This window comes from Leisingera sp. M527 (genome assembly GCF_025141525.1).
GTDB lineage: Bacteria > Pseudomonadota > Alphaproteobacteria > Rhodobacterales > Rhodobacteraceae > Leisingera.
In genome coordinates this window covers 1,459,120-1,485,035 of the sequence record NZ_CP081037.1, presented here as the reverse complement: position 1 = coordinate 1,485,035, position 25,916 = coordinate 1,459,120, and the positions used below count along the sequence as shown (strand labels likewise).

27 protein-coding genes and 1 tRNA gene are annotated in these 25,916 nt (G+C 64.1%); 12 read left to right on the top strand and 16 right to left on the bottom strand.

Going from position 1 to position 25,916, the window contains the following annotated elements:
• Positions 1 to 4: 4 nt before the first annotated feature.
• From K3555_RS07435 to K3555_RS07415, 5 genes are all read left to right on the top strand, one after another.
• Entirely contained in the window at positions 5 to 976 is a 972-nt protein-coding gene (locus tag K3555_RS07435; protein WP_259991557.1) for a beta-ketoacyl-ACP synthase III, read from the top strand.
• Between the two features lie 101 nt (positions 977 to 1,077).
• Entirely contained in the window at positions 1,078 to 1,380 is a 303-nt protein-coding gene (ihfA, locus tag K3555_RS07430; protein ID WP_024090431.1) for an integration host factor subunit alpha, read from the top strand.
• A 15-nt stretch (positions 1,381 to 1,395) separates the two neighbouring features.
• Positions 1,396 to 3,390, top strand: a complete 1,995-nt coding sequence (locus K3555_RS07425) for a MerR family transcriptional regulator (RefSeq protein WP_260007987.1) — start codon at positions 1,396 to 1,398, stop codon at positions 3,388 to 3,390.
• 154 nt (positions 3,391 to 3,544) lie between these two features.
• Positions 3,545 to 3,621: transfer RNA gene (locus K3555_RS07420), tRNA-Pro, on the top strand.
• A gap of 125 nt (positions 3,622 to 3,746) precedes the next feature.
• Complete coding sequence (locus K3555_RS07415; protein ID WP_260007985.1) at positions 3,747 to 4,826, top strand: 2'-deoxycytidine 5'-triphosphate deaminase; 1,080 nt, start codon at positions 3,747 to 3,749, stop codon at positions 4,824 to 4,826.
• 38 nt (positions 4,827 to 4,864) lie between these two features.
• Here the strand turns inward: K3555_RS07415 and K3555_RS07410 are convergent, their stop codons facing one another.
• The gene (locus K3555_RS07410; RefSeq protein ID WP_260007984.1) at positions 4,865 to 5,395 is read right to left on the bottom strand and encodes an Lrp/AsnC family transcriptional regulator; all 531 of its coding nucleotides are present in this window, start codon (positions 5,393 to 5,395) and stop codon (positions 4,865 to 4,867) included.
• 71 nt (positions 5,396 to 5,466) lie between these two features.
• On the opposite strand from K3555_RS07410, the gene K3555_RS07405 reads away from it, so the two are divergent.
• Complete coding sequence (locus K3555_RS07405) at positions 5,467 to 6,618, top strand: MFS transporter (RefSeq protein ID WP_260007982.1); 1,152 nt, start codon at positions 5,467 to 5,469, stop codon at positions 6,616 to 6,618.
• Here the strand turns inward: K3555_RS07405 and K3555_RS07400 are convergent.
• From K3555_RS07400 to K3555_RS07355, 10 genes are all read right to left on the bottom strand, one after another.
• Positions 6,593 to 6,781, bottom strand: a complete 189-nt coding sequence (locus K3555_RS07400; protein ID WP_129371212.1) for a hypothetical protein — start codon at positions 6,779 to 6,781, stop codon at positions 6,593 to 6,595. The genes K3555_RS07405 and K3555_RS07400 overlap by 26 nt on opposite strands.
• A 133-nt stretch (positions 6,782 to 6,914) precedes the next feature.
• Entirely contained in the window at positions 6,915 to 7,595 is a 681-nt protein-coding gene (gene scpB, locus K3555_RS07395) for an SMC-Scp complex subunit ScpB (RefSeq protein ID WP_259991545.1), read from the bottom strand.
• On the bottom strand, positions 7,595 to 8,389 hold the full coding sequence (locus tag K3555_RS07390; RefSeq protein WP_259991543.1) for a ScpA family protein: 795 nt from the start codon (positions 8,387 to 8,389) through the stop codon (positions 7,595 to 7,597). The genes scpB and K3555_RS07390 overlap by 1 nt, the downstream gene beginning before the upstream one ends.
• On the bottom strand, positions 8,382 to 9,386 hold the full coding sequence (gene nagZ / locus K3555_RS07385) for a beta-N-acetylhexosaminidase (RefSeq protein WP_260007981.1): 1,005 nt from the start codon (positions 9,384 to 9,386) through the stop codon (positions 8,382 to 8,384). Before nagZ ends, K3555_RS07390 begins: the two co-directional genes overlap by 8 nt.
• Before the next feature lie 141 nt (positions 9,387 to 9,527).
• The gene (locus K3555_RS07380) at positions 9,528 to 10,742 is read right to left on the bottom strand and encodes an SPOR domain-containing protein (RefSeq protein WP_260007980.1); all 1,215 of its coding nucleotides are present in this window, start codon (positions 10,740 to 10,742) and stop codon (positions 9,528 to 9,530) included.
• Between the two features lie 117 nt (positions 10,743 to 10,859).
• Positions 10,860 to 12,605 (bottom strand): arginine--tRNA ligase, encoded by a 1,746-nt coding sequence (gene argS / locus K3555_RS07375; RefSeq protein ID WP_260007978.1) that lies wholly within the window; start codon positions 12,603 to 12,605, stop codon positions 10,860 to 10,862.
• A 166-nt stretch (positions 12,606 to 12,771) separates the two neighbouring features.
• On the bottom strand, positions 12,772 to 13,110 hold the full coding sequence (locus K3555_RS07370) for a YciI family protein (RefSeq protein WP_260007977.1): 339 nt from the start codon (positions 13,108 to 13,110) through the stop codon (positions 12,772 to 12,774).
• Positions 13,107 to 13,406, bottom strand: a complete 300-nt coding sequence (locus K3555_RS07365; protein WP_129371218.1) for a YciI family protein — start codon at positions 13,404 to 13,406, stop codon at positions 13,107 to 13,109. Before K3555_RS07365 ends, K3555_RS07370 begins: the two co-directional genes overlap by 4 nt.
• Positions 13,407 to 13,640: 234 nt before the next feature.
• Entirely contained in the window at positions 13,641 to 14,033 is a 393-nt protein-coding gene (locus K3555_RS07360; RefSeq protein ID WP_260007975.1) for a GFA family protein, read from the bottom strand.
• A gap of 411 nt (positions 14,034 to 14,444) precedes the next feature.
• Positions 14,445 to 15,596, bottom strand: a complete 1,152-nt coding sequence (locus K3555_RS07355; RefSeq protein ID WP_260007973.1) for a deoxyguanosinetriphosphate triphosphohydrolase — start codon at positions 15,594 to 15,596, stop codon at positions 14,445 to 14,447.
• Between the two features lie 90 nt (positions 15,597 to 15,686).
• Here K3555_RS07355 and K3555_RS07350 point away from each other — a divergent pair, with 90 nt between their 5' ends.
• Positions 15,687 to 16,010 carry an iron-sulfur cluster assembly accessory protein gene (locus K3555_RS07350; RefSeq protein WP_134830090.1) on the top strand — a complete coding sequence of 108 codons (324 nt, stop codon included), beginning with the start codon at positions 15,687 to 15,689 and terminating at the stop codon, positions 16,008 to 16,010.
• Positions 16,011 to 16,145: 135 nt separating this feature from the next.
• Here K3555_RS07350 and K3555_RS07345 read toward each other — a convergent pair whose 3' ends face one another.
• The 3 genes from K3555_RS07345 to K3555_RS07335 form a co-directional block, all read right to left on the bottom strand.
• A complete protein-coding gene (locus K3555_RS07345) occupies positions 16,146 to 17,063 on the bottom strand; it encodes a DMT family transporter (protein ID WP_260007971.1) in 918 nt (305 codons plus the stop codon).
• On the bottom strand, positions 17,063 to 18,124 hold the full coding sequence (locus K3555_RS07340; protein WP_260007970.1) for a DUF6902 family protein: 1,062 nt from the start codon (positions 18,122 to 18,124) through the stop codon (positions 17,063 to 17,065). The genes K3555_RS07345 and K3555_RS07340 overlap by 1 nt, the downstream gene beginning before the upstream one ends.
• 97 nt (positions 18,125 to 18,221) lie before the next feature.
• On the bottom strand, positions 18,222 to 18,890 hold the full coding sequence (locus K3555_RS07335) for a DUF6749 family protein (protein ID WP_260007969.1): 669 nt from the start codon (positions 18,888 to 18,890) through the stop codon (positions 18,222 to 18,224).
• 360 nt (positions 18,891 to 19,250) lie between these two features.
• Here K3555_RS07335 and xth point away from each other — a divergent pair, with 360 nt between their 5' ends.
• Positions 19,251 to 20,057 carry an exodeoxyribonuclease III gene (gene xth, locus K3555_RS07330; protein ID WP_259998445.1) on the top strand — a complete coding sequence of 269 codons (807 nt, stop codon included), beginning with the start codon at positions 19,251 to 19,253 and terminating at the stop codon, positions 20,055 to 20,057.
• 107 nt (positions 20,058 to 20,164) lie between these two features.
• Here the strand turns inward: xth and K3555_RS07325 are convergent, their stop codons facing one another.
• Positions 20,165 to 21,331, bottom strand: coding sequence for an FAD-dependent monooxygenase (locus K3555_RS07325; protein WP_260007968.1), 1,167 nt, complete (start codon positions 21,329 to 21,331; stop codon positions 20,165 to 20,167).
• Between the two features lie 103 nt (positions 21,332 to 21,434).
• The gene (gene dksA, locus K3555_RS07320) at positions 21,435 to 21,857 is read right to left on the bottom strand and encodes an RNA polymerase-binding protein DksA (protein ID WP_259992589.1); all 423 of its coding nucleotides are present in this window, start codon (positions 21,855 to 21,857) and stop codon (positions 21,435 to 21,437) included.
• A 186-nt stretch (positions 21,858 to 22,043) separates the two neighbouring features.
• Between dksA and K3555_RS07315 the strand changes: the two genes are divergently transcribed.
• The 4 genes from K3555_RS07315 (at position 22,044) to K3555_RS07300 (ending at position 25,871) form a co-directional block, all read left to right on the top strand.
• Positions 22,044 to 22,883 carry a MoxR family ATPase gene (locus tag K3555_RS07315; RefSeq protein WP_129371227.1) on the top strand — a complete coding sequence of 280 codons (840 nt, stop codon included), beginning with the start codon at positions 22,044 to 22,046 and terminating at the stop codon, positions 22,881 to 22,883.
• Between the two features lie 132 nt (positions 22,884 to 23,015).
• The gene (locus tag K3555_RS07310; protein ID WP_260007966.1) at positions 23,016 to 24,464 is read left to right on the top strand and encodes a DUF2927 domain-containing protein; all 1,449 of its coding nucleotides are present in this window, start codon (positions 23,016 to 23,018) and stop codon (positions 24,462 to 24,464) included.
• A gap of 33 nt (positions 24,465 to 24,497) precedes the next feature.
• Positions 24,498 to 24,665 (top strand): hypothetical protein, encoded by a 168-nt coding sequence (locus K3555_RS07305; RefSeq protein WP_260007965.1) that lies wholly within the window; start codon positions 24,498 to 24,500, stop codon positions 24,663 to 24,665.
• Between the two features lie 21 nt (positions 24,666 to 24,686).
• The gene (locus K3555_RS07300) at positions 24,687 to 25,871 is read left to right on the top strand and encodes a VWA domain-containing protein (protein ID WP_260007963.1); all 1,185 of its coding nucleotides are present in this window, start codon (positions 24,687 to 24,689) and stop codon (positions 25,869 to 25,871) included.
• Positions 25,872 to 25,916 lie beyond the last annotated feature (45 nt).

Genomic DNA, 25,916 nt, shown 5'->3' with positions numbered 1-25,916 from the left:
TCGAATGACGCGACGCGCGGTAGTTGTTGGCACAGGACACTATCTCCCCGAACGGGTGGTTGAAAACGCGGAATTCGAAGCCACGCTGGATACCACGGACGACTGGATCCGCAGCCGGTCTGGCATCGAACGCCGCCATTTCGCCGCCGAGGGTGAGACCACATCGGATATGGCCGCCAAGGCAGCGGAACGCGCTTTGGCAGACGCAGGGCTGACGGCTGAAGATGTGGACGCCATCATCGTGGCAACCTCCACCGCCGACCTCACCTTTCCCTCCGCCGCCACCATGGTGCAGTCCAAGCTGGGCATGACAAAAGGCTTTGCCTTTGACGTGCAGGCGGTCTGCGCCGGCTTTGTCTATGCGCTGAGCAATGCCAACGCGCTGATCGCCTCGGGCCAGGCAGAGCGGGTGCTGGTGATCGGCGCCGAGACCTTCAGCCGGATCATGGACTGGACCGACCGCGGCACCTGTGTGCTGTTCGGCGACGGCGCCGGCGCGCTGCTGCTGGAAGGTCAGGAGCAGCCCGGCACCAACAGGGACCGCGGCATCCTGTCGACCGACCTCAACTCGGACGGCCGCTACAAGGATCTCTTGTATGTGGACGGCGGCGTCTCCACCCAGTCGACCGGCCATCTGCGGATGCAGGGCAACCAGGTGTTCCGCCACGCAGTGGAAAAACTCGCCTCTACCGCGAACACCGCACTGGACAAGGCCGGGCTGGCGGCCGCGGATGTGGATTGGATCGTGCCGCATCAGGCCAATATCCGCATCATCCAGGGCACGGCCAAGAAAATGGGCCTCAGCATGGACAACGTGGTGGTAACCGTGCAGGATCACGGCAACACCTCTGCCGCCTCCATTCCGCTGGCCCTGTCCGTCGGCAAAGAGCGCGGCCAGATCAAGGAAGGCGATCTGATTGTGACCGAAGCCATCGGCGGCGGCCTCGCCTGGGGTGCCGTTGTGGTGCGCTGGTAACCCTGCAGTCTTAATTTCCGCCCGAAACACCCCGCGCAATTCATTGATATTGACAGGGAAATTCCCCGCGCCCTATGCTTTGGCAAACAACGGGGAATGGTATGGGCGAAAAAACACTTACACGAATGGATTTGAGTGAAGCAGTTTTCCGGGAAGTCGGCCTGTCGCGCAACGAAAGCGCGCAGCTGGTGGAAAGCATGCTGCAATACATGTCGGATGCCCTGGTGCGCGGTGAACAGGTGAAGATTTCCTCGTTCGGCACATTCAGCGTGCGGGACAAATCAGCCAGGGTCGGGCGCAACCCGAAAACCGGCGAAGAAGTGCCGATTCAGCCGCGGCGCGTGCTGACCTTCCGGCCCTCCCACCTGATGAAAGACCGCGTGGCAGACGGCAACCGTAAATAACGGGACCAATAGGCCATGTCGAAATCACCGGACGCGTTCCGCACCATTAGCGAAGTTGCGGAATGGCTGGGCGTGCAGGCCCATGTCCTGCGCTTCTGGGAGAGCAAGTTCACCCAGCTCAAACCTGTAAAGCGTGCCGGCGGGCGGCGCTATTACCGGCCTGCGGATATGCTGCTTCTGGGCGGCATCAAGAAACTGCTGCATGACGACGGGCTGCCGATCAAGGAGGTGCAGGCGCTGCTGCGCGAGCATGGCGCGGCGCATGTGTCCGGCTTTTCCCATTCGCTTGACGGCTCAGCCGCAGAGCGCCCCGAAGCCGTGCCGCCGGCCGATAAGCTTGGCGATGATTGGCAAAGTTCGCTGGAGCTGAGCCTTGACGCAGCCGCGCAGGATCCTGACCCGGGCAGCAATGTGGTCGGCTTCCCGCCCACGGCGGCAGCTGATGCAGCCACGGCTGAAACCGGCGCGCTGCCGGACAGCGGCCCGGAATCTGCCTCCGAAACCGGCCCTGTATCCAGCCCCGAATCCGCCCCCAAGCCGCAAAATCAGACGGACCCGGAGCCGCCCGCCGCTGACAACGGTGCAGAGACCGGCACAGAACAGCCAACAACCGGCCCCGGCGAATCCCCCGTGGCAAAAGTCCCTGCAGACCTGCCCGTTACCGGCGCCTCGGAGCCCGAAGCCTCTGCCGCTTTGCCCGGTACTGATGCGCCTGACTCTGCTGTATCGCTGGATCTGCCCGCCGCTGAGACTGCTAAGGATGTCTCAGCCGATGCGAACAGCGCGGCGTCCTCAGTCGATCAGCCCGCCGCCGCCGCCACGGCACCGGAAGCACCCGTACAGGACCGCCCCGCCGCCACGCCGGTGATTGAAGACCCCGCGCCTGCTGCTGCGGTTGAGATTTCCGCCACTGACGCCAAGGCAGAGCCGGCTGCGCCAGTGATGGACAGCCTTGCAGACGATCCTGCCGCAGCGGAGCCGCCGCAAGCCGGTGCGGATTCCGCAGACCTCCCAGCTGCCTCCGGCCCGGCCGGGGACCAACCGGCAACCAAGGCCACGGACCTGCCTCTGGAGCAGCCGCCGGCAGAGCCAGAGGCGGCACCGCCTGCACGCGAAGCCGCGGCACTTGATCCGGGCACCGCAGCGCCAGAGGCCGAGGAGGCGCAGCCCGCCGCCACGGATATCCCAGCCGCAGTGCCGGGTCTGCCCCCCGAAGCGGCAATCGAAGAGCCGCAAGAATTTGTTTGGGAAGCCGATGCGGCTGCGAATCCGGAACCCGTTCCGGAACAGCCCGCAGTCCCGGAAGAATCAGACAGCACGCCGGCGCCAATGGCAGAGCCTGCCTCTGATCCCTCCGCCGCACCGCTGGACGAACCAGCCGCAGCGGCGGAACCGGAACAAGCCGCAGAGCCGGTTGCAGAACAAGCGCCCGAAGCCAGGTCCGAATCGGCGGCCGGGGCCGCGCCGGCAGAACAGCCGGTCCCGGTGGAAGGCTCCGTTTCCAGCCAGACACCGGCGCCCGCAGAAGAACCAGCAGCTTTTGCAGCGGACGCCCCGCCAGCGGATCCGGAGCCTGCCGAGGACACGCTGGTGGCCGCCGCAGGCCTGCAGCCGGAAGAGCCGCTGGACTTCGGCTTGGCCCCGCCCGAGGCCGCCGCCGCGCCTGCTTCAGAAGCGGATCCCGCGATGTCTTTCCCGCCGCATGATCTGGACGAGGCCGCCCGGCAAGTGGATGCGCTGGAATTCTCCTCCGGCTTCGACCCTGCGGCCGAAGCGCCCCAGGACGGACCGGCAGAAACGGAATCGCCGGCACCTCAAGAGGCTGCAACGGAAACCACGGCGCCCGGCGCGCCAGCCCAGCCGCCAGTCCAGCCTCCAGCCCGGCCTCCGGTGCCGCAACCGGGTGTTCTGGCGCATCTCGCCGCCATCCGCAGCTTGCCGCCGCATGTATTGGGTGAAATTGCCGCCTGCGCGGAAGAACTGCGGGTCCTTACTGCAAGCAGCCACTGAACCGAAGTCCAGCCCGTCGCCCGTCCCGGGAAACGGCTGCCGCAGCTGGCCTGCCCTGCAACTGCTTTCCTCTGCTGACTTTCTTTGCGGCGGCGCGAAAAATATTGCCGCCCCCTCTTGCCCCTGCCGCCAAAACGGTTAGAAGGCTCCTCAACGGGCTATGGCGCAGCCTGGTAGCGCGTCCGTCTGGGGGACGGAAGGTCGCAGGTTCGAGTCCTGCTAGCCCGACCATATGAAAAACGCCCGGGTGTTCACGCACCCGGGCGTTTTCGTATCCAGCGCAGGGCTTTGCCGATTGCGCAGCGCGGCCAATTCGGCCAGCATCGCCGCAAAGCCGGCACTGAGGGGGACAGGACATGACAGGCGTATTGCCCAGCCAAACCATTGAAAAGATGCTGGATCACGGCGAAATCGCCGTCAGCACCCCGCTGGTCGAAGGCCAGGTGCAGCCCGCCAGCCTGGACCTGCGCCTGGGCAACGTGGCTTACCGGGTGCGTGCCTCGTTTCTGACCGGCCAGGGCCGCAGCGTTTCCGACCGTCTGACCGAGTTTGAGATGCACCGGATCAGCCTTGAGGGCGGCGCGGTGCTGGAAAAAGGCTGCGTCTATGTGGTGCCCTTGATGGAAAGCCTGGCGCTGCCAAAGGATGTCTCTGCGGTGGCCAATGCCAAAAGCTCCACCGGGCGGCTGGATCTTCTGACCCGCACCATCACCGACGGCGGCGAGGAGTTTGACCGCATCAAACCCGGCTACACCGGCCCGCTTTATGCCGAGATCTGTCCCCGGTCCTTTTCGGTGCTGGTACGGCCCGGCATGCGTCTCAACCAGATCCGGTTCCGCACCGGCCAGGCAGTCCTCAGCGATGCCGAGCTGAAAATGCTGCACGCAGGCTCGCCGCTGGTTGACAGCGACGCGGTGATTGAGGATGGCCTGGGCTTTTCGGTTGATCTGAAATTGCCCGGCAGTGATCTGGTCGGCTACCGCGCCAAGCCGCATACCGGCGTGATCGACCTGGACCGGATCGGCGAATACGACCCGCAGGAATACTGGGAGGAAGTGCGCACCAAGGAGGGCCGCATCATTCTGGATCCTGGTGCCTTTTACATTCTGGTCAGTCGCGAAGCGGTGCATATCCCGCCCGCCTTTGCCGCCGAGATGGCGCCCTATCTGGCGATGGTGGGTGAATTCCGGGTGCATTACGCGGGCTTCTTCGATCCTGGATTCGGCCATGACGCGGCCGGCGGCACCGGCTCGCGCGGGGTTCTGGAGGTGCGCTGCCACGAGGCGCCGTTTGTGCTGGAGCACGGCCAGGTGGTGGGACGTCTGGTCTATGAGAAGATGGCCGAGGTGCCCGAGCAGCTTTATGGCGCCGGGATTGCCTCGAATTACCAGGGCCAGGGGCTGAAGCTGTCAAAGCACTTCAAGACGCCTGCCTGATAGCAAATAGGGCAGCACCCGGCCCAAAAGCCGGGTGGTTACTTCACCGGCCCGCCGTCCGCCAGTTCCTTCGTCGTGCCCGCCTGCACCGGCCGGTCCAGATGCGTCGACAGCACCGTATAGGTGCGGGTGGCCCGCACACAGCCGACCTCGTAAATCCGCGCCAGCAGCCCCTCCAGCGCTTTGGGGGAGGCCACCCGCACCTTGAGAATCAGGTTGGTATCCCCGGCAGAGCTGTGCACCTCCTCCAGCTCCGGCATCTCTTGCAGCGCCAAAAGATCCGTGGTCACGCCCCAGCCCTCGGTGTCCACATGGATAAAGGCCAACAGCGGCTTGCCCACTGCAGCGCCGTCCAGCCGCGCAATGGTTGCCTCAATCGCGCCAGAGGCGCGCAGCCGCTTGACCCGCTCATGCACCGCGGGCGCTGACAACCCCACAACCTGCCCGATGGCTGTATAAGACAGCGTCGCATCGACGCTCAGCGCGCCTAATATTCTTCGGTCCAACGCGTCCAGAACCCGGGCCGGCCCCGTATTCTTCCGAACCCCATCTGTTATTTCCGTTGCCATATCCAGCTGCCCTTCACAGAACGTCATTCAGCACATAGCAAAGTTATCTGAACATTTTTCAAGGTAAACCCATGCGAACCCCGATTCTGATCCTGATGAGCGCAATTGGCGTGATTGGTGCAAACTCCCTGCTGCTGTCGCCGGTGGTGACGGCTGTCAGTGAAACCCTGGAGGCCAGCACAACAGAGGTGATGCGGGCCGCCAGCGCCTATGGCCTCGGGGTTGCCGCGGCGGCGCTGCTGCTGGCGCCAATGGCAGACCGCATCGGCGCCGGGCGGCTGCTGCGCGCAGCCCTCATGCTGCTAGCCGCTGGGCTGGCGGCCAGTGCCGCAGCAGCGGATGTCTGGTGGCTGATGGCGGCGCAGGCGGTGTGCGGGCTGGCAGCGGGCGCCGCCCTGCCCTCGATCTATACGCTGGCGATGGTGATTGCCCCCAAAGGACGCGAGGCACAGGTGCTGGGCTATGTGCTGGCGGGTTGGACGGTGTCGATGGTGCTGGGCGTCAGCGTCAGCGCCTGGGCCACCGATCTGGCAGGCTGGCGGGCGGTCTATGGCGCCCTGTCAGGCGTGGCGCTTGTGTTGTGGGGCGCGGCGCGCGCCTTGCGCGGGGCAGGCAGCCCCAGCGGCCAGGCAACCTCGCCGCTGACCGCGCTGCGGGTGCCGGGCATCACAGGCGGGTTGCTGGCCACTGCGCTGCTGATGCTGGGCTTTTACAGCAGCTATTTCTTCACTGGTGCCCATATCGCCCAAGCACTGGGGCACAGCACCACCCAGGCGGGCCTGCTGCCGCTGTTCTACGGCATCGGCTTTGGCCTGGCGGTGCTACTGGATCCGCTGCTGGACCGGCTGGGCCTGGCGCGGGCGACGCCGCCGGTGTTTCTGGGCGTCACTGCCAGCTATTTGCTGATGATGGTCTGGGCGGACCAATACATGCTGCTGCTGGGCCTCGCGGTGCTGTGGGGGATCTGCCAGCATCTGGCGCTGAACCTAGTGGTGGCGCGGGTGACACAGCTGGATCCGCAGCAGCGCGGCGCCATCATGGGGCTGTTCAGCACCGTGACCTACCTGTGCGTCTTCGCAGCCCCCTTTTGCGGCGCTGCGGCCTATGCCGGCTGGGGACTGGCGGGCTGCTTAGCCGTCTCCGCCCTGCTGTCAGCCTGCGCTGCGCTCGAATCCTTGGGCCTGAGGCGCAAACGGGTCAGCCCTGACGGCGCCCCGGCTTGACCGGCGGAATGCGCGAACTGCCCGCCTGCTGCGCGGGCGGTGCGCTGCGCGGCTGACCCTTGCCGCGTTTGGCAACCGCGCTGATGCCGGCATTAACGCCCGCATTGACTGCGCGGCTGACCAGCCGCCGCAGCACCATGTTGATGATCGAATTCAATGTCATAGCCTTGGCCCCGCTTTCTGACTGCCCGCGATCTTAAGGGCAAATTAAGACAATTCCGGGGCGCAGAACACCGCTAAACACCGCCGGGACAAGACACCGGCAGACACGATTGCGTAAACCGCGCCCTGAGGCGTCACTCTTCGAACAGTTCCGCCTGTTCTTCCGGTTCCTCGTCGTCGTCGTCGCCCCCCTGGCCCATCGCAAAGGCCCCCGGCGGCGGCCGGTTCTCCAGCAGGCCCGCGGCGCGCAGCTCTTTCAATCCCGGCAGGTCGCGGGCACTTTCCAGGCCGAAGTGATCCAGGAAGACCGGCGTCACCACAAAGGTCACCGGGCGGCCCGGCGTCATCCGGCGGCGGCCCAGGCGGATCCAGTCCATCTCCATCAGCTGGTCAATGGTGCCGCGCGACACCGACACGCCGCGGATCTCTTCGATCTCGGTGCGGGTGACCGGCTGGTGATAGGCAACAATCGCCAAAGTCTCAATCGCGGCGCGGCTCAGCTTGCGCAGCTCGGTGGTTTCCTTCTGCATCAGAAAGCCCAGATCGGGTGCTGTGCGGATCGCCCAGGCATCGCCCAGACGCACCACCCGCACGCCGCGCCCCTCGTAGCGCTTGCGCAGATGCTCCACCGCCTCGCGCGGGTTGCAGCCATGCGGCATCCGGCCTTCCAGATCGCGTAAGGTAACAGGCTCAGCGCTGGCAAACAGCACCGCCTCGACCATCCGCTCCTGCTCCGCCATCGGCGGCGCATCAAACAGCGTGTCGCTCTCTTCGCGGACGGGAGCGCCGTGGCTGTCCATAAGCTGGTCTTCCATCAGGTATCCTCGTTCAGGCTGCGCAGCTGGATCGGCGCAAAAATCTCACTCTGGCGCAGCTCAAGCCTGCCTTCTTTCACCAGCTGCAAAGACGCAGCAAAGGTGGAGGCAGTGGCCGAGCGGCGCTTGACCGGATCGCTGTGCCAGCCGTCCGGCAGATAGCTGATCAGATCGGTCCAACCGCCGGTAAACCCCAACAGCTGGCGCATCCGCTCCAGGGCTTCTTCCATCGTAAAGACCGACTCCCGGTCCATCACAAAGGGGCGGAAATCCTCCTTGGTGCGGATGCGGGCATAGGCCTGCATCAGATCCAGGAGGTTGGCAGTATAGGTGACGGTCTTGATCCGGGCGACGCTTTCTTCCTCGCCGCGGGCAAAGAAGTCGCGGCCCAGCCGGTCGCGGGCCAGCAGCCGGGCGGAGGCATCGCGCATCGCCTGCAAGCGCTCGAGCTGGAACGCCAGATGTGCCGCCAGCTCCTCGCCCGACGGCCCGTCTTCCGCCGGGTCGGGCGGCAGCAGCAGGCGGGATTTCAGAAACGCCAGCCAGGCCGCCATCACCAGGTAATCCGCGGCCAGCTCAATCCGCAATTCCTTGGCCTTGTTGACAAAGGTCAGATACTGCTTGGCCAACTCCAGCACCGAGATCTTGCGCAGGTCCACTTTCTGGGTGCGCGACAGGGTCAAGAGCAGGTCAAGCGGGCCTTCGAACCCGTCCACATCCACGATCAGGGCCTCGGCTGCCAGCCGCTCCTCTACCGTCGTGTCCGCGTCTGAAAAAAGTGTCTGCTCAGCCATAAACCTGCCCGCCCATGAGGGCGGCAAGTTCTCTTTCAGCGCTCAGAATGTCAAGGGCGGCAGGCGGGCGGCGGGCCGCCAAAGCGCGTTCTGCGCGGGTCTGCGCCGCCGCTGTCATGGCCCCTGCGGCCTCAGCCACCGCGATCCGTTCCTCCAGCGAGGCATTGCACAAAAGCACAACATCGCAGCCTGCCGCGATCGAAGCGCGGGCATTGTCCGCCAGCGAGCCCTGCAGAGCCTTCATCGAGATGTCGTCGGTCATCACCAGCCCGTCAAACCCGATGCGTTCGCGGATCAGCCGCATCATCACCGGCGAGATGGTGGCGGGGCGGTCGTCATAGGCGTCATAGACCAGATGCGCGGTCATCCCCAGCGGCAGGCCGTTCAGTGCCTGGAACGCGGCAAAGTCGCTTTGCTCCAGCACGTCGGGGTGGCTCGCCACATGCGGCAGGTCCAGATGGCTGTCCGCAGCGGCGCGGCCATGGCCGGGGATATGCTTCAGCACCGGCAGCACGCCGCCATCAAGATGCGCGGTGGCCACGGCACGGGCAATCCGGACAACCGTTGCGGCGCTGGTGCCATAGCAGCGGTTCTTCAGAAACTCATGGGTTTCCATGCAGGCGACATCGGCAATCGGCGCACAGTTGCTATCAATGCCCAGCGTATACAGCTCATGGGCAATCAGCCTATAGCGCAGGTACATTGCCCGCACGGCGTCCTCGCCCGCCAGTTGCACATGCTCCAGCGGCGGCAGCCAATTGCGCGCCAGCGGTTTGCGCAGCCGCTGCACCCGGCCGCCCTCCTGGTCGATGGTGATCGGGGCATTGCGGCCCACCGCCTCGCGGAAATCGCCGCACAGCGCCTGGATCTGTTCGACATCTTCCAGGTTGCGGGCAAACAGGATAAAGCCGAACGGATCGGCATCGCGGAAAAACGCCTTTTCGTCCGCGCTCAGGCGCAGGCCCTCGGCGTCAAGGATGGTGGCTCCGTAAGTCATGCGGTCCTATCGCCCCTTGAAATGCGGGAGGGCAGCGCCCGGCCCGGGGTGAGTGCAAAGCGCCCGCCGTTTTGCCGCAGGCAAACCTCCGGTTTGACTGGGCGCGTCGGGCGCTGCCCGGCCTGACGGCCGGGCGGTTCGTTACCGTGTGGTTACCGGAATGCAGTCGGCATTGCCAGCCACCAGCGCCGAGCAGAACCGGCGGGCGTCCGACAGGCCGGCAAAGCCCATCGCCCGCAGCCGGTAGAAAGTCCGCCCGCCGCTTTCGGCGCGCTGAATCACCCGCTGCTTGCCCTCAAGATAGTCCGCGAAACGGGCATGGATGCGGTCCCATTCGGCGCGCGCCACCTCCGGGCTTTCATAGGCGCCAAGCTGCGCCAGCCTTGTGCCTGCCGCAAGGGTTGCCGGATCCACATCAACAGTCCCGGCACGTGCTGCCGGTGCGGCTGCGGCCGGAGCCGGGCTGAACCGTGTGGGCCGGGCCGATGGCCGCAGCGAGACCTTGACCCCCGGCGCATTCAGAATTGCAGGCGACGGGACTGCCGCGGCAAGCGCCGGCTGCAGCGGTTCCGGCTGCACGATGGCAGGGGCCTGCGCCGACGCGGGTACCGCGGCGGAAAGCGGCTCAGCCTCACGCGCCAATTCGGCAACCAGCGCATCGATGTCGCCATTCTGGAACGAGGCCACGGCCTCTTCGCTGACGCCGGGCGCTGCAGGAACGCCGGGTTCAACCGGGGCCGCAGGCACGGCAGCTGCCGGCGCGGCCTCGGCGGCCAGCTCGGGCAGCGGTTTGTCATCTTCGGTCAGCTCAATGGCGGCCGGCGCCAGGGTCAGCCGGTCGGCAGGAGCTTCAGCGCTGCCGCTGGCGGCAACCGCATTGACAGCCAGCCCCTGATGATCCGCCTGAGAGCCGCCCGGCAGCACAGGCTGTTCGCGCATTGGTCCTTCGGCTGCGCGCACCACTGGTACACCGCTGACATCCCGCATCACCAGCTTGTAGCCCCAAAAGCCCACCCCGGCGACCAGCGCAATCGACGCAACTGCCCCCAGAATGCTCAGCGATTTCGAGAATCGCGCCCGCAGCCCGGCAGGAGCAGCAAAAACGGCATAGTCCTGGGGGCCATGGCCCTGCCCTTCGGGCTGATAGCCATAGGCGGGGTCTTCATATCCGTAATTCGGCTCGGCCCCTGGCCCGGAATAGTGCTGACCTCCGGAGTTCTGGCCGCCGGAGTTCTGGCCGGCATATTGCTGACCGGAATACTGCTGTGTGTATGTGCTTTCCGGGGCAGTGTCCTGTTCGTGACCGCTGCCTTGTGCATAGGCGCGGCCTTGGCCCGCCTGCGCAAAATACGCCATTTTCCGCCTCACTGCCCGGTTTGGCGGCGCATGGGCTGCGCTGCCGCTGGGTCTCTTGAACTGCCTCAGTCCGGCGGACTGCGCGATTTATGCCCGCAGGGGCTGGCGCCCCATTGGTTATCGCATCTCTTCTGCCGGTTTCACGCCAAGAATACCAAGACCTGCGGAAATGACAACGGAAACGGCCCGGGCCAGCGCCAAATTCGCATGTGTTGCCGATTGGCTGCTCTCCTTAACAAATCGTAAACCTTCGTTCGATTTGCCCAGATGGTACAGCCCGTGCAACTCAGACGCGAGATCATAGAGATAGAAGGCCACCCGGTGCGGTTCATTGCTGCGGGCGGCGATTTCCACCTGGCGCGGCCATTCGGCCAGCTTCTTGACCACTGCCAGCTGCGCCGGGTCGGCAATCAGGCTCAGATCTGCAGCGTTCAGCGTGGCATCATCGGCAGCAATATTCTGCTCCGCCGCCTTGCGCAGGGTCGAGCAGATCCGCGCGTTGGCGTATTGCACATAAAACACCGGATTATCCTTGGACTGCTCCAGCGCCTTATCAAGGTCAAAGTCAAAGCCCTGATCGTTCTTGCGGGTCAGCAGCATGAAACGGGTCACATCCGCACCCACCGCATCGACAACATCGCGCAGGGTGACAAAGGTCCCTGCCCGCTTGGACATCTTGAATTCCTGACCGTCCTTGAACAGCTTGACCAGCTGGCACAGCTTGATATCCAGCGGCACCCGTCCGTCCGACAGCGCCGACACGGCCGCCTTCATCCGTTTGACATAGCCGCCGTGGTCGGCGCCGAAAATGTCGATCAGCTCATCAAAGCCGCGCTCGACCTTGTCATAGTGATAGGCAATGTCCGGTGCGAAATAGGTCCAGGCGCCATCTGATTTCTTCACCGCCCGGTCGACGTCGTCGCCGTGATCGGTGGATTTGAACAGGGTCTGCTCGCGCGGTTCCCAATCGTCGGGCTTCTTGCCCTTGGGCGGCTCCAGCACGCCTTGATAGATCAGCCCCTTGGATTGCAGCGCCTCCAGCGCCGCCTCGATCTTGCCGGTGCCATAGAGGGATTTTTCCGAATAGAACACATCCATTTCGATGCCAAGCTGGGCCAGATCCTCGCGGATCAGCACCATCATTGCCTCGGTGGAGAACTCCCGCACATCCGCCAGCCAGACGTCCTCGCCCTTACCGACATAAGCATCACCCGCCTTGTCTTTCAGCGCCTGCCCTACCGGCTTCAGGTAATCACCCGGATAGGTGCCGTCGGCAAACGCCACGTCCTGCCCGTGCGCTTCCAGGTAGCGCAGGTAGACAGACCGCGCCAGCACATCGACCTGGCCGCCGCCGTCGTTGATGTAGTATTCGCGGGTAACGTCATAGCCGGCATAAGCCAAAAGCGAGGCCAGTGCATCGCCGAACACCGCGCCGCGGGTATGGCCCACGTGCAGCGGACCGGTCGGGTTGGCCGAGACATATTCCACGTTCACCCGCTTGCCCGCACCCAGGCTCGAGCGGCCGAAATCAGTTCCTGCGTCCAGGACCGATTTCAGAAGGTTCTGCCAGATGCCGGGCGCAAGGCGCAGGTTCAAAAAGCCGGGGCCTGCGACCTCAGCCGAGGTCACCCGCGCATCCGCGGCCAGCCTGGCGGCCAGTGCTTCGGCAATGTCGCGCGGCTTCATCCTGGCGGGCTTAGCCAGCACCATCGCCGCATTGGTCGCCATGTCGCCATGGGCGGCATCGCGCGGCGGCTCCACCGCCACATTGGCAAAATCAAGCCCCTCGGGCAGCGCGCCGTCCGCGGTCATCGCGGTCAGACTGTCAATCACAAGCGAGCGGATATCGGTAAAGAGGTTCATATCTGGCGTCCCATATGTTCAGCTCTGCGGATACCGGGGGCCAAAGGCAGGGTCAACAGGATTGCAGGTGCTGCCAGGGCCACCAGGCGCAGCGCATCGGAAAATTCAAATTTTCCGGCCAATTTTCTTACTCAAGAAAATTGCGCCACCATCCACCGCGCCGGCCTCACAGGGTTGCGGTCTGGTCTTCCAGGATCTTGCCCCAGGTGAAGATCTCATAAGACCGGAAAGCAGGCACATAAAACGGATCGCCATGGATCAGGTGCTCCACCTCAATCCGGTCCTCGGCCTCGACAATCCACAGTGCACCGCAGAAATCGCCATCGGCGTCCGGCTTCAGCCCGCCGCCGATCCGCAGCTCCGGGTGATCCTTGACATAGGCCACATGGGCATCGCGCCGGGCTTCGCTGGCGCGTACATCCATCATCGCCGGCGCATCACGGAACATCACCGCCCAGCGGGTCAGCGCCGGCGCGGTCTTGCGGGTTTCCCGGGGCACGGTCATGACAGCATTCCCTGAATGGCCGAGGCGGTGCCCCATTCAGTGATCTTGTAGGTGCGCAATGAGGCCACGTAATAAGGATCCTGCAAGATCAGCCGTTCCACATCCTGGCGGGTCTCCGCCTCCACATTCCAGATCGCGCCTGGGAAATCCTGCATCGGCCGCATCGCCAGCGCACCGCCGATCTGCAGCCCGGACCTGGACCGCACAAAGGCGATATGCGCCTCGCGCCGTTTCTTGTCGCCGCGCACCCGGTCCATTTCGGGCTTGTCCGTGAATGTGACGGTCCAGCGTGCCATGGCTTTCCCCCTTGCTGCTCCTTTCGCGGATAACGCCAACGCCCCGCAGCATCATAGGGCCAGATCATAGCACGGCTTACGGCCAATTCGGGAACCTGACTGAGAGCATTCCGCACCCCGAACACACAACAGCAGGTCCGCGCCCGGCCTCGGGCGGGTGCAAATGCGCCGTCCCGCGGGGGAGGCCGGGCACAGACCGGACCGCAGGCGGCCCGGCCTGAAGACCTGCCGCACCTATGCCGGATGCCCCTCCGACTGCTTCGCATCGTCGCAAATCGCATACCAGCCCGGTTTCTCGCCCACGAACTCATGAAAACTGTTCGTCGCCTCCAGCGCCCCGTCCAGCGCGTTTGCGGCGATCGGAAAACTGGCGTCCTGCGACAGGATCTCGCCCAGCGAGCTGCCGCAGATCCGGCAGAAGCAACGGCCGTATTTATAGGGTGGCGCAGGCTGATACAGCGCCACCTCCTCCTTGCCGGCAATCCAGCGCAGGTCTTCCTTCTTCACAAACACAATGGCGCTGGCCCCCGCCTTGCGGCAGCGCGAGCAATGGCAGGTGCCCATCAGCGACGGCTGCGCCAGCAGCTCAAACTTCACCGCGCCGCAGCAACAGCTTCCCTCAATCATTCCTGCAATCCTTCCTATCAACAACCTGACAGGAACATTACGTGAACACGTCCTCGAAAACAAGCCGCACTCACCCGTTGCGCAGCGGCCGGCGGCACCGCATGCCCCGCTTGCGCCGCCTTAACCTGACTATGCGAAAGTCACTCCCGCTGCAGCCCTTGGCGCGGGTCTGGCACCCCGTGCGCACTGGAGACCAGCCCCCCCCCAGGACCACCTCCGCAAAAGGTGCAGGGGCGTCTGACTAACGAAGCATTTGACCGGACCCTGGGCGCGCTGGCGTTCCGGCCCTCCCCTCTGCCTATCGTGGCGGCGCCGCCATCCCTACTCTGCCTATTTCATGGCACACAGGAACGACACAAGGAAAGGGCCGCAACAGACAAGACAGCCCCCAAGGAACACAAGGTGAAGCCCTCAGACCTCGACCTTCACCCCGATCAGCCGCTCATGCTGCTGCAGGGCGAAGCGGTCGGTCATGCCGGCGATGTAATCCGATACATTCCGCGCCAGCGCGGTGCGTCCCTGTGCAGCCGCAATATCGGCGTGCCAGCGCTCCGGCATGTCCTGCGGATTGTCCAGAAAGTACGGAAACAGTGCCTCCACCACCTTGGCGACCTTGGCGCGTTTCTCCATCACCGAAGGCGCGCGATACATGCGGGCAAACAGGAAGGCGCGGATGTCCTTCAGCCCAGCCCAAAGTTCCGGCGAGAACTGCACCACCGGATAATCCAGCGCCCGCACATCTTCGACACTCTGCACAGCAGATTCCGCCAGCAGCATCCGGGCTGTGCCGATCACATCGCCGACCATGACCCCGAAAAAACGCCGCAGCGCCTCGTGCCGGCGGCGGTTCGGGTCCAGTCCCGGATACAGCCGGTCCACCGCGCCATACGCCTTGTCCAGCAACGGCAGCCGGGCCAGATCATCATCGCCGAACAGCCCGGCCCGCAGCGCATCGTGCAGATCGTGATTGTTATAGGCGATGTCATCCGCCAGCGCCGCCACCTGCGCCTCGGCGCTTGCGTGGGTGTGCAGCTCCAGATCCACTGCCGCGTTGCATTCCGCCAGCGCCCAGGGCAGTTCCCCCACCACCGGACCATTGTGTTTTGCAATCGCTTCAAGGGTTTCCCAGGTGAGGTTCAAGCCGTCGAACTCGGCGTAATGGCGCTCCAGACAGGTCACAATACGGATCGCCTGGGCGTTATGATCAAACCCGCCGTAGGGCGCCATCAGCCTGTGCAGCGCATCCTCACCGGTGTGGCCGAACGGCGTGTGGCCCAGATCATGCGCCAGCGCCACCGCCTCGGTCAGCTCCTGGTTCAGCCCCAAGGCGCCGGCGATTGTCCGGCCGACCTGCCCTACCTCGATCGAATGGGTCAGCCGCGTGCGGTAATTGTCGCCCTCATGTTCGACAAACACCTGGGTCTTATGTTTCAACCTGCGGAACGCGCTGGCGTGGATGATCCGGTCACGGTCGCGCTGAAAAGGCGATCGGAAGGAGCTTTCCTCCTCGGTCACCTGCCGGCCGCGGCTGCGGTCCGGTGACGTGGCATAAGGCGCATGCATATTAAATCTTTTCTCCAGCAAATCTTGCCGCTTGAATTGCACCTTCATATATAAAGCCTTGCGCTGCAACTAACGCTGTGGAGAAACCTGATGAACCTGCCCCCGAAAGTCACTGACCGCGCCTTTGCCCGGCTGGCCGAGATCGGCGCCGCGGACCAGGGCCAGGCGCTGCGCGTCGCGGTCGAAGGCGGCGGCTGCTCGGGCTTTCAGTACGAGATCGCGCTGGACGAGGCGAAACCCGAAGATCTGGTGCTTGAGGGCCAGGGCGAAAAAGTCGTCGTCGACACGGTCTCCCTGCCCTTCCTGGAAAACGCAGTGATCGATTTCACCGAGGAGCTGATCGGCGCCCGCTTCACCATTGAGAACCCCAACGCCACCTCCAGCTGCGGCTGCGGCACCTCGTTTTCGATGTGACCCGGCGTCCAGCCGGCACCGCGCATCATGATCCCGCCTTGCCGCCAGGCAAGGCAGCGCCCGCCCTCATCTCAAGGGGCGGGCCCTTCGCCCGTTTGCCGGGCGCAACTTCTCAGACGCAACGCTGACCCGGCGCTAAGGATCGGTCTGCAGCCGTCCCTGGCCGCGCAGCCTCGGCAAGGCCGGGGCAAACTGATCCCAGACCAGATACAGACCGGACGCAATCACAATGGCGCCGCCGATATAGGTGGTGGCCGGCGGAAACTCGCCAAAGAAGACTGAACCGATAACCGCCATCCAGATGAACTGCAGGTTCATCAGCGGCGTCACCGCATAAGAAGCCATGAGCCGCAACGCCACCACCAGCAGCCAGCGCGCGCCGAACAACAAGAAGGCATAGGCCGCAGCCCACCCCACATCAGCAAGCGGCATCGGCACCCATACAAACGGCAGCGCCAACAGCATTGCGCCGCACAGCGTCAGGTTAGGATAGAACACCTGCGCCAGCGCGTTGCTTTCATAACGGCCGATAAACCGTGCCATGGTCATGGAAAACGTGCCGGAAAGCACGGCCCCAAAGGCCACGAAATGGCCCCAGGATGCATGCGCGTCCGCGTTGCCATGCGGCAGCAGGAACAACACGCCGCAAAATCCCGCAGCCAGCGCAATCCAGGCCGCCGGGCGCACTGGCTCTTTCAAAACCAGACCCGACATGGCGCCGGCCAGCAGCGGCATCAGGCCGATAAAGACAAACACTTCGGCAAAGGGCAGCAGCCGGAAAGCATAGAAGAAACAGACCGCAGCGATCAGCGTCGCCACTGACCTGAGCGTCATCGCCCGCGGGCAGCGGGTGCGGAAGCCGCCGCGCTGCGCCGGCAGCCGGTCCGCCAGCAGGCAGAACCCCACCACCATCGCGCCGGACAGCGCATAAAGCTGCGCCACCGCATACTGGCCCGCCAGCAATTTGGTGATCCCGTCAGCCGAGGCGATCAACCCGGTATAGGCCACCACCAGCAGCGCACCGCCCAAGGCCTGATTGCGGGTGCCGCCCATCACGCGGCCCCCGCGCTGCCCGCCCGGGCGAAGCCTTCGAAAAATCCTGCGAACCTTGCACAGCTGCGCTCTGCCGCGGTGAGCAGCCCGTGCTCCTCCTCGCTCAGTACAGCCTCGGCGCGCGCTTTCACTGCGCTCCAGCTGTTGCGCGCCATCCCGGCGTCGAAAACCGCTTCTGACAGGCTCCTCAAAATGCTCCCTCCCTGCTGCGCCGACACATGCACCCCGCCCATCGGGACTGCCTGCCGAAAGGCCGGACGCCCGGACATCAGCATGAGCCAGTTGACCACAAAATACTCGTGATACGCATCCTGATGTCCATAAAATTCTCCTTTAGCGAGCATATAGGCCGAAACCTGCCGGTCAAGCCACGCCTCCCAGGCCGCAGGCGGCTGCTGGCCGGCAAACCGCAACGCGATGCAGATCTCTGCCAGCAGGTCGGCATTCTGATCCAAAAAGGCCACCAGACCGGCAAATTCCAGACTGGTGAGCGCCGCCTCTGGCAGGTCCGGATCGCGGCGGCCGTATTCAGAGAGATAGAAAACAATATGGGTCAGCTCGTAAGCTGCTTTCTTGTTGGGAATGGCAAAGGTCTGCGGGTTCGAAATGAAACCGCGCAGCCGGTCGTCCAGCCCGTCGTCGATCAGGTCTATCCCGCGCCGCGCCAGCAGCCGCCGGGCCTCGGCGCGCTGCAAATCGGACAGCTCGGCCTGCGCCAGCCCCTGCATGGACACCCAGCCTGCCAGTTGCGCCCCGGTCTGCCCCGGCAGGCCCAGATCCTCCAGGTCCAGACAGATCGACAGGATAAAGCGGTAATACTGACGGAAAAAACTGATATGACGCGCCGCACCATCGTAAAATTGCTGCAAGGGCTGCAGGGCGTCAGCGGCAACATCCGCCCCGGTGCATTCCAGAATGTTCAGCAGCTCGGCGTTCTCCTTGAGCCAGAAAACGTCCTCCTGGCTGCGCCGGTGCGTTGCGAAACCGGCAATCAGCGTCTCTTGCGCACAGGCCCGGGACTGGCGGGCGGCAGGAGAGAAAAACGGGATGATCTGGGCCATGGGAACCTCGTTCGGATAGATGCGGCGCGGTATCGGCGGCCCCGGCTGCGGGGCCGCCCAGGGACAGGAGCCGGGCAGGAAGCCGGCCCTGCCCGGATCAGCTGCCCGAGGAGAACAGCCGGGTGGCATCGCCCGCGCTGGTCCGTGCCGCCGTTGCGGGGGCAGAACCGGAAGAGAACAGATGCGTCCCCTCGCCCGCGCCCGTCTTGGCCGCGGCGGCCGGGGCTGAACCGGAAGAAAACATCTCCGTCAGATCGCCGGCACCTGTTTCGGCCTGCGCAGCTGGCGCCGAGCCGGAGGAGAACATTTCCGTCAGATCCCCTGCCGCGGTTTCATGTGCCGCCGCAGGAGCAGAACCGGAAGAGAACATTTCTGTCAAATCCCCGGACGCAATCTCTGACTGATCCGCAGGCGCTGACCCTGAGGAAAACATTTGCACCAGATCACCTGCGGCGGCATCGCTTTGAGCAACAGGAGCGGAGCCGGAAGAGAACATCTCCACCAGGTCGCCAGCTGCTGTTTCGCTGCGGGCCGCAGGCGCTGAACCGCTGGAGAACAACCCGGTTTCCCCGCCAGCCCAGCTTTGCGCGGCCTGCGGCATTGACCCGGAAGAAAACAACGAAACACCCTCACCCGCAGTCAGGTCCGCGGAACATTCAGGTGCCGAACCAGAGGAGAACATCTCTGCCCCATCACCCTCGAACAGGCTGGCGCCTGCAGTTTGACGGGCTGCGTGGATGGTCTGGATTTTGTGCTGAGCAGTCATTTGGAACCCCATTCATTAAGGACAAAAGGCTCCACAACGCTGGCACGGACACCGCGCAGCGCAAATAGAAAATGCAATTTCACATTGTATTTTCTAGTGCGGATTACATTAACTTCAACTCGCTATTTTTTGCGCAATTTCAATTATTTCAATTCATCCACAGCTTATTCACCGCGTTATTCACACGTATATTATTGCAAAATAAAGAAACTCAACCTGAGGGGTACTTTTCACCTGTGCAAAACAGCCATGATTCGCGGCTGCGCAAGTGATTCCCGAATCGTGCTTCGGGCTTGCCCCGCGACGCTGATTCAGCGATAGATCGGCCTCGGATAAAGCAATCTGTGCCGGAGGCAAGCCATGAAAATCGCCACATTCAATATCAATGGCATCAAGGCCCGGGCGCAGGCGCTGCCGGACTGGCTGGATGAAGCCCAGCCCGACGTGGCGGTGCTGCAAGAGATCAAATCAGTCGATGAGGCGTTTCCGCGCGAAATGCTGGAAGAGCGCGGCTATAACGTCGAGACCCACGGCCAGAAGAGCTTTAACGGGGTGGCAATCCTGTCAAAGCTGCCGCTGGAGGACGTGCGCCGCGGCCTGCCCGGCGATGACAGCGACGAACAGGCCCGCTGGATCGAGGCCACGGTGGTCGGCAAGCAGGCGATCCGCATCTGCGGCCTGTACCTTCCCAATGGCAACCCGGTTGAGCTGGAGGCGGACGGCAGCCCGGTGGCGGGCGGCAAATATGCCTATAAACTTGCCTGGATGGAACGGCTGAAGGCGCGCGCCGAAGCGTTGCTGGCGGAGGAAATGCCCGCGCTGATGGCCGGTGACTACAACATCATCCCGCAGGCCGAGGATGCCAAGCGCCCCGAAGCCTGGCTGGAGGACGCGCTGCACCGGCCCGAAAGCCGCGCCGCGTTTCAGCGGATCGTCAACCTTGGGTTCACCGAAGCCTTCCGCGCCCGGCACCAGGGGCCGGGGCATTATTCCTTCTGGGATTACCAGGCTGGTGCGTGGAACCGCGACGACGGCATCCGTATCGACCATTTCCTGCTGACGCCGCAGGCCGCCGACCTCTTGCGCGATTGCCAGATCGACAAGGATGTGCGCGGGCGGGAAAAACCCTCGGACCACGTGCCGGTCTGGGTGGATCTGGACATCTGACACAGAGTGCCGCCCGCGCCGCGCATCAGCGCGGCGCCCGGCCCAACGCTTTCGAGTTCATTTCAGATGAACCCGAAAAGGGGCGGGAGCCGCCCGCCGGCCCTGTCTCAGGCGGTGACGTCGTGGTGGTAGATCCAATCGAACTGGCTAACCATCTTGCCGGGTGCAAAGCGGCCGCCCAGCTTCAGCACCTGATGCGCAGGCCAGCTGAGCGGCGCGCGCAAGTGGTATTTCCAGGCGTTTTTGCCCGCCGCCTGCACTACCTTCTCGGCCCGCTCGCGGCGGCGGGACTGGTACACGGCCAAGCCGCGCGCGATATCCGGCGCTTCCTGCAGGGAACGGGCCAGCACCCAGGCATCCTCCAGCGCCAGATTCGCGCCCTGCGCCATGAAGGGCAGCGTCGGATGTGCCGCATCGCCCAGGATCGCGGTGTTTTCGCCGTGCCAGCTGGCCGCGACCGGGTGGCGGAACAGGCCCCACAGCAATACATCCTCCACCGCTTCCAGCAGCGCCGCGGCAGGGCCGCCGAAACCGGAAAAGGCGGCGCGCAGGTTGGCGGGATCATCCTTGAAATGCCAGCCCTCGTCGGCCCAGGCGCGGCGTTCCTGCACCGCAACCAGGTTCATCAGACTGCCATCGCGCAAGGGGTAAGCCACCAGATGCCGCCCCGGCCCCATGAACACCTGCGCCTCGGCGGGCAGGTTCAGATGGTTGGGCACAGTGGCGCGCCAGGCCACCTGGCCGGTGAAAAAGGGCGTTCGTTCGCCGTTCAGCGCCACCCGGGCTTTCGAGTGCAGCCCATCAGCGCCCACCACCAGATCGCCGCCGCATTGCGCGCCATTGCTGAGGTGGACGACAGGCTGCAGGCCCGGTTCGACCCGGTCCGCCCGTTGCAGCAGCCGCACCTGCACACCGTCGCGGCGAGCGGCACCGGCGAGAATGCCGACCAGGTCGGAGCGGTGGACAAAGTAGTACGGATGCCCCGCTGAATATTCATCAAGATCCAGCCGCAGCACCTGATTGCCGCGCCGGTGGCCGCGCAGCACCACGGCGCGGGCGCGCTGCGAGCACCAGGCCAGATCATCGGCCAGCCCCAGCGCCTTCAGCACAGCCACGCCATTGGGAGTGATCTGCAGGCCTGCCCCCACTTCGGAGATCGCCTCGGCCTGCTCCAGCACAGTGACGGATGCGCCAAAGCGGCGCAGCGCCAGAGCTGCGGTCAAGCCGCCGATCCCGGCGCCGATGACGGTTATTTTCAGGCCTTTGAGTTCCATGGGCTCCCGCAGATTCTCCGCCTGCACCCAATGAAACAAAAAACGCCGGAGCAAAAGGCCCCGGCGTCATGAATTCGCGCGTTTTCGCTGCCAATGGCGGCGGTTAATCGTCGCGGTGGACTTTTTCGCGGCGCTCGTGGCGTTCCTGGGCCTCAAGGCTCATGGTTGCGATCGGACGTGCATCCAGGCGTTTCAGCGAGATCGCATCGCCGGTCACTTCGCAGTAGCCGAATTCACCCTCGTCGATGCGGCGCAGGGCCGAGTCGATCTTGGCGACCAGCTTGCGCTGGCGGTCACGGGTGCGCAGCTCCAGCGCGCGGTCGGTCTCTTCGCTGGCACGGTCGGCAACATCCGGGATGTTGCGGGTGTTGTCCTGCAGCCCTTCGATGGTATCGCGGCTGTCGGACAGCAGATCCTGTTTCCATTCCAATAGTTTGCGTCGGAAATACTCAAGCTGCCGGTCGTTCATGAACGGCTCATCTTCAGCCGGTCGGTAGTCGTCCGGCAGAAACACTTCTTGCTTCATTTCGGCTCCTTCGGTCTGGCCCATAATGCTGGTCATAATTTGCACCTGAACATTTTGGCTCCCCCTCTGCCGCAGCGTTTATCCCCATCGGAAGGGAATGTCACTACACAATAGTGGCGCCGTTTGGTTAAAACCGTGATAACAACTTGGCGCCGCGGCACCGATCATGACTGGAACAGGAAAGATATGCAATTTCAGGGCACTAAAGAATATGTCGCAACAGATGATTTGAAAGTTGCGGTGAATGCGGCGGTAACGCTGGAGCGTCCGCTGCTGGTCAAGGGCGAGCCGGGCACCGGCAAGACCGAGCTGGCAAAACAGGTTGCCAGCGCCCTGGGGCTGCGGATGATCGAGTGGAACGTGAAGTCCACCACCCGCGCCCAGCAAGGCCTGTATGAATATGACGCCGTCAGCCGGTTGCGCGACAGCCAGCTGGGCGATGCGCGCGTGAATGATGTGAAAAACTACATCAAGAAGGGCAAGCTGTGGGAAGCCTTTGAAGCGGGCGAGAAGGTCGTGCTGCTGATCGACGAGATCGACAAGGCCGACATCGAGTTTCCGAACGACCTGTTGCAGGAGCTCGACAAGATGGAGTTCCACGTCTACGAGACCGGCGAGATGGTCAAGGCCAAGCACCGGCCCGTCATGATCATCACCTCGAACAATGAAAAAGAGCTGCCGGACGCCTTTTTGCGGCGCTGCTTCTTTCACTACATCCGCTTTCCGGATGCTGAAACGATGAAGAAGATCGTCGAGGTGCATCATCCCGGCATCAAGGACAGCCTGCTGACCGCCGCGCTGACCCAGTTCTACGAGATCCGCGAGACGCAAGGCTTGAAGAAGAAACCCTCGACCTCCGAGGTGATCGACTGGCTGAAGCTGCTGCTGGCCGAGGATCTGAGCCCTGAGGACATCGCCCGTGACGGCGCCGATGCGCTGCCCAAACTGCACGGGGCGCTGCTGAAGAACGAGCAGGACGTGCACCTGTTTGAACGGCTGGCCTTTATGGCGCGCGGGCGGCGCTGATCGGCCTTGAGGCCGGAACAGGCAGGCGCATTGCCTGGCGGCTGCCTGTTTCGCTTCAAATTGCTGCCGCATTCCCCTATCAGAGGAAACAGAACCGGGCAGCACAGCCCGGGCTGATAGGAGACGCCCCGAGTGCCCGCTGACGCTGCCCCGGTTTCACACATCTCTGTCCGCCGCCTGGTTTGGCAGCCCGCCGCCAGGCCTGCCGGCCTGCGCGTTTTGCGGGGCGCAGTGGCCGGGCTTGCTGTGGCTGTGCTGGCCGCCTGCGCTGCCCCCGACGGGCGGACCACGGCGCCGACCCGCGCCGCAGCCGCACCGGTTGCACTGCCGCCGGTCAAGGTATTCACCGCCGGCCGCGCGCAGCCGCCGCAGCGCTCCAACGCCGATATCGCGCGGGATTTTCTGGATCTGCACTTCCGGCTGGAAGGCGGCAGCACCCTGCCCCAGTTCACCCGGTTCGAGACCCCGATCACCCTGCGGGTGACCGGCACGCCTGCCCCGGGTTTCAACCGCGATATAAGCGCGCTGCTGGCCCGGCTGCAGACCGAGGCCGGGGTCCCGGTCCGCCGGGTGTCCGGCGGCGAGGCCAGTATCACCATCCAATCGGTTTCCCGCGCCGAGATCCGCCGGGCCTTGCCCAAGGCCGCCTGTTTCGTGGTGCCCAATGTCTCGTCGCTGCGTGAATACCGGCGCAACCGGCGCAGCCCGCGCACCAATTGGTCGCTGCTGCGCAGCCGCGAGAAGCTGGCGGTATTCATCCCCAATGACGTCAGCCCGCAAGAAGTCCGCGATTGCCTGCACGAGGAGCTGGCGCAGGCGCTTGGTCCGCTGAATGATCTGTACCGGCTGCCGGATTCGATCTTCAATGACGACAATATCCACGCAGTGCTGACCGGCTTTGACATGCTGATCCTGCGCGCCACCTATGCGCCCGAGCTGCATACCGGCATGAGCCGGGCCGAGGTCGCCGCGCGGCTGCCTGCGGTGCTGGCACGGCTGAACCCGCGCGGCGCGCGCACAGCGGCACAGTGGCTGCCCGAAACCCCGCGCGCCTGGGTCGCAGCCTATGAGCAGGCGCTGGGGCCGCAAGCCTCGCTGCGGGACCGGCTGCGCGCCGCCAACACGGCCGCGGCAATTGCCCGCGATCTGGGCTGGCAGGACCACCGCCGGGCCTTGAGCCATTACACATTGGGCCGGATGCTGCATGTCCGCGAACCCGAGCTGGCATTGCAGCATTTCCTGACTGCGCAGACATATCTGCAAGGCCTGCCCGGCACCCGGATGCACCAGGCCAAGCTGGCAGTGCAGCTGGCGGCCTATGAGATTGCCACCGGCAACGGGGGCGCCGCGCTGGCGCGGCTGACCCCTGCTGTGGCAGCCGCGGCCGAACATGAGAACGCCGCCCTGCTGTCGACGCTGCTGATGCTGCAGGCCGAAGCGCTGGAGTTGCAGGGCCGCGCGGTGGAGGCGCGCCGGGTCAGGCTGGACAGCCTGGGATGGGCGCGCTACGGGTTTGGCCCGGATTGGGTGGTCGAGGCCCGGCTCGAAGAAATTGCCGCGCTGCGCCCCTCGGCCCCCTGATCCTGCAACACGAGACAACAGACGGATAAGACCATGATCGTAATTGCCGGCTTGGTGCTGGGCGCCCTTATTGGCGCAATGAAGGCCCGCAAACGTGGCGGCAATACCCTGGACATGCTGCAATACGGGGCTGTCTATGCCATCGTATTTGGTATGATCGGCCTGCTGGCAACCATCCTGACCCACCGGGTGCTGGCGTAACTGCTCAGCAAAGGCCCTGCCATGTTCCAGCCCTTCTTTGAAAACCTGCGCAAGGCGGCGATTCCTGTCAGCCTGCGGGAATATCTGACCTTCCTTGAAGGCATGAAGGCGGGGCTGGCGACCTATGATATCGAGGCGTTCTACTTCCTCGCCCGTGCAGCGATGGTGAAAGACGAGCGCAACATCGACAAGTTCGACCGCGCCTTTGCCGCCACATTCAAAGGGCTGGAGGCCATTCCGGCCGAGGCCGTGATGGAAGCCGTCGATATCCCCGAAGACTGGCTGCGCAAGATGGCGGAAAAACATCTGAGCGCAGAGGAGAAAGCCGAGATTGAGGCTTTGGGCGGCTTTGAGAAATTGATGGAGACGCTGCAGGAGCGGCTGAAGGAGCAACAGGGCCGCCATCAGGGCGGCAACAAGTGGATCGGCACCGCGGGCACTTCGCCCTTTGGCGCTTATGGCTACAATCCTGAGGGCGTGCGCATCGGCCAGAAGGAAAGCCGTCACCAGCGCGCGGTCAAGGTCTGGGACAAGCGCGAGTTCAAGAACCTGGATGGCGATGTGGAGCTTGGCACCCGCAACATCAAGGTCGCCCTGAAACGGCTGCGCCGCTGGGTCCGCCAGGGCGCGCATGAAGAACTGGATCTGGACCGCACAATCCGCTCCACTGCCGAACACGGCTATCTGGATGTAAAGACCCGCCCCGAGCGGCACAATGCGGTGAAGGTCCTGCTGTTTCTGGACGTGGGCGGCTCGATGGATCCGCATATCAAGGTGGTGGAGGAGCTGTTCTCAGCCGCGCGGACCGAGTTCAAGCATCTGGAATACTATTACTTCCACAATTGCCTGTATGAGGGCGTGTGGCGCGACAACCGGCGGCGCTGGGGGGAGAAGACCCCGACCCATGAAGTGCTGCGCACATACGGGCCGGACTATAAATGCATCTTTGTTGGTGACGCCTCGATGTCGCCTTATGAGATCGCCTATGCCGGCGGTGCCAATGAGCATTGGAACGAGGAAGCGGGCCAGGTCTGGCTGCAACGCGCGCGCGACGCCTGGGGCGCGAACCTGTGGATCAACCCGGTGCCGGAGAAATACTGGGACTACACCCATTCGATCGGCATGATCCGGGAGATTTTCGAAGGCGCCATGGTGCCGATGACGCTGGACGGGCTGGAACGCGGCATGCGCGAGCTGTCGCGCTAGGCTTTTCTTCCTTGCAGCCGGCCAGACCGGCCGGGCACCGCAATA

Bases quoted from the DNA above. Each gene is read 5' to 3' on its own strand.
- K3555_RS07435 (WP_259991557.1), top strand. From the start codon at position 5: ATGACGCGACGCGCGGTAGTTGTTGGCACAGGACACTATCTCCCCGAA.
- ihfA (WP_024090431.1), top strand. From the start codon at position 1,078: ATGGGCGAAAAAACACTTACACGAATGGATTTGAGTGAAGCAGTTTTC.
- K3555_RS07425 (WP_260007987.1), top strand. From the start codon at position 1,396: ATGTCGAAATCACCGGACGCGTTCCGCACCATTAGCGAAGTTGCGGAA.
- K3555_RS07415 (WP_260007985.1), top strand. From the start codon at position 3,747: ATGACAGGCGTATTGCCCAGCCAAACCATTGAAAAGATGCTGGATCAC.
- K3555_RS07410 (WP_260007984.1), bottom strand. From the start codon at position 5,395: ATGGCAACGGAAATAACAGATGGGGTTCGGAAGAATACGGGGCCGGCC.
- K3555_RS07405 (WP_260007982.1), top strand. From the start codon at position 5,467: ATGCGAACCCCGATTCTGATCCTGATGAGCGCAATTGGCGTGATTGGT.
- K3555_RS07400 (WP_129371212.1), bottom strand. From the start codon at position 6,781: ATGACATTGAATTCGATCATCAACATGGTGCTGCGGCGGCTGGTCAGC.
- scpB (WP_259991545.1), bottom strand. From the start codon at position 7,595: ATGGAAGACCAGCTTATGGACAGCCACGGCGCTCCCGTCCGCGAAGAG.
- K3555_RS07390 (WP_259991543.1), bottom strand. From the start codon at position 8,389: ATGGCTGAGCAGACACTTTTTTCAGACGCGGACACGACGGTAGAGGAG.
- nagZ (WP_260007981.1), bottom strand. From the start codon at position 9,386: ATGACTTACGGAGCCACCATCCTTGACGCCGAGGGCCTGCGCCTGAGC.
- K3555_RS07380 (WP_260007980.1), bottom strand. From the start codon at position 10,742: ATGGCGTATTTTGCGCAGGCGGGCCAAGGCCGCGCCTATGCACAAGGC.
- argS (WP_260007978.1), bottom strand. From the start codon at position 12,605: ATGAACCTCTTTACCGATATCCGCTCGCTTGTGATTGACAGTCTGACC.
- K3555_RS07370 (WP_260007977.1), bottom strand. From the start codon at position 13,110: ATGACCGTGCCCCGGGAAACCCGCAAGACCGCGCCGGCGCTGACCCGC.
- K3555_RS07365 (WP_129371218.1), bottom strand. From the start codon at position 13,406: ATGGCACGCTGGACCGTCACATTCACGGACAAGCCCGAAATGGACCGG.
- K3555_RS07360 (WP_260007975.1), bottom strand. From the start codon at position 14,033: ATGATTGAGGGAAGCTGTTGCTGCGGCGCGGTGAAGTTTGAGCTGCTG.
- K3555_RS07355 (WP_260007973.1), bottom strand. From the start codon at position 15,596: ATGCATGCGCCTTATGCCACGTCACCGGACCGCAGCCGCGGCCGGCAG.
- K3555_RS07350 (WP_134830090.1), top strand. From the start codon at position 15,687: ATGAACCTGCCCCCGAAAGTCACTGACCGCGCCTTTGCCCGGCTGGCC.
- K3555_RS07345 (WP_260007971.1), bottom strand. From the start codon at position 17,063: ATGGGCGGCACCCGCAATCAGGCCTTGGGCGGTGCGCTGCTGGTGGTG.
- K3555_RS07340 (WP_260007970.1), bottom strand. From the start codon at position 18,124: ATGGCCCAGATCATCCCGTTTTTCTCTCCTGCCGCCCGCCAGTCCCGG.
- K3555_RS07335 (WP_260007969.1), bottom strand. From the start codon at position 18,890: ATGACTGCTCAGCACAAAATCCAGACCATCCACGCAGCCCGTCAAACT.
- xth (WP_259998445.1), top strand. From the start codon at position 19,251: ATGAAAATCGCCACATTCAATATCAATGGCATCAAGGCCCGGGCGCAG.
- K3555_RS07325 (WP_260007968.1), bottom strand. From the start codon at position 21,331: ATGGAACTCAAAGGCCTGAAAATAACCGTCATCGGCGCCGGGATCGGC.
- dksA (WP_259992589.1), bottom strand. From the start codon at position 21,857: ATGAAGCAAGAAGTGTTTCTGCCGGACGACTACCGACCGGCTGAAGAT.
- K3555_RS07315 (WP_129371227.1), top strand. From the start codon at position 22,044: ATGCAATTTCAGGGCACTAAAGAATATGTCGCAACAGATGATTTGAAA.
- K3555_RS07305 (WP_260007965.1), top strand. From the start codon at position 24,498: ATGATCGTAATTGCCGGCTTGGTGCTGGGCGCCCTTATTGGCGCAATG.
- K3555_RS07300 (WP_260007963.1), top strand. From the start codon at position 24,687: ATGTTCCAGCCCTTCTTTGAAAACCTGCGCAAGGCGGCGATTCCTGTC.